This is a genomic window from Nocardia sp. NPDC058497 (genome assembly GCF_042720195.1).
GTDB lineage: Bacteria > Actinomycetota > Actinomycetes > Mycobacteriales > Mycobacteriaceae > Nocardia.
In genome coordinates this window covers 1-1,481 of record NZ_JBHXMY010000940.1, presented here as the reverse complement: position 1 = coordinate 1,481, position 1,481 = coordinate 1, and the positions used below count along the sequence as shown (strand labels likewise).

The following is a 1,481-nucleotide window of genomic DNA, read 5'->3' as shown; positions in this document are numbered from 1 at the left end:
GAGCACCATGCCCAGCGAGGCCAGCGCGCCGGTCTCGAACGGGATGCCGGGGATGTACCAGTTCTCCAGGGTCAGCGGGACGGTGGCGGCGTCGAAGATCCGGCTGGCGCTCGGCACACCCTGGCCGTGGCCCGCCACGCTGCTGGCGCCACGGGCGAGCACGACGTCACCGTTGGTGCCCCAGCCGTCGCCGATGTGCTCGTTGAGGTTGGGCAGCGCGCCCGTGGCCTGGGCGCGGACGAGCAGCTCGGACGTGCCGATGGAACCGGCACCGAGGAACAGCTGGTCGCAGGTCAGCGTGCGGGTGCCGAAGACATGACCGGACGGCGACAGTTTCGTCACGGTGACCACGAACTTGCCGCTCGCCTCCTGGGCGATGCTGTCGACCCGGTGACCCGGATACACCTGGGACTTGCCGGTCTGGGCGGCGTAGCGCAGGTAGTTCTGGTTCAGGTCGAACTTGGCGCCGTTGGAATTGCCCAGGTTGGAGCGGGCGGCGGTGGCCGAGGCGCGGGAGGTGCCGGCGAGCTCGCTGCGCAGCACGTCCCAGGTGAAGATCGAATCGTTGGGCACCGGCTGGTAGCCGGCCGCGCGCACCTGGTCGTCCCAGGCGCGTGAGTGCGCGAACGGCGAGGCGTTGTAGATGTCGGCGGGCATCGGGTCCAGCCGCAGCATCTCGCGCACCCTCGGGTAGTAGACGCTCTCGAGCTCGCCGTAGTCGACGACGCCGCCGAAGACGTGGTCGAACAGCTTGCGCTCTGGCGCCACCATCGCGCCGCTGAAGATCACCGAGCCGCCGCCGACCGCGGCCGCGCGCCACACATCGATCCCCGGATACTCGGTGACGTCGAGAACGCCGCCGAACGAGCCGAAACTCATCGGCACCTTGGTGACGCCGGTGAAGCTCGTGCGATGCCAGAAGCCGCGGCCGTCGGGCAGGTCGTCGCCGGTGAAGATCTCGCGCCACGGATCGTTGGGCCAGCGTGAGCCGCGCTCGAGCACGGTGTTGGCGATCCCGGCCTCGGCCAGCCGCAGCGCGGTGACGGCAGCGCCGAAACCGGAGCCGATGACAATGGCCCGCGTATGCGCCGGTGCGTCCGGGATCGGTGCGAAGATCTCCGGCACCCAGGACTGGAACATCGCTTCCCGCGGATCAGCCGTCGCCACCGGGTTCGTCAGCGTTGCCCCCACGGCACCGGCAAACGTCGCCAGTCCCGCCGCCTTGAAAAAGGCACGTCTGTGCACCAGGCCACCTCCCTCATCACGCATGGCCGAGCGCAGGATACCGCGTTAAACCGACAAATCGCCCCGTCGGTGCGCCATTTTGTCGCAACTCACGAAAGCGACCCAGCCCGCACGACCCGACCTCGAGGAGGGTCCCGCCGCGCAGCGGCGGGGGGCGGCCGGGGCCCCCCGCCGCCGGCGGGGGGGGGGGGGGGGACGGGGCACCCGCTGGAGGTGTCAACACAACCAACCACACC

The 1,481-nt window shown here is 70.2% G+C and carries 1 protein-coding gene; it reads right to left on the bottom strand.

All coding sequences use genetic code 11. The annotated features are described in order from the left end of the window. Window positions 1-1,269: GMC family oxidoreductase (locus ACFWPJ_RS32645; protein ID WP_378857349.1), on the bottom strand; the 1,269-nt coding region annotated here is incomplete at its 3' end. Between the last annotated feature and the right edge of the window lie 212 nt (window positions 1,270-1,481).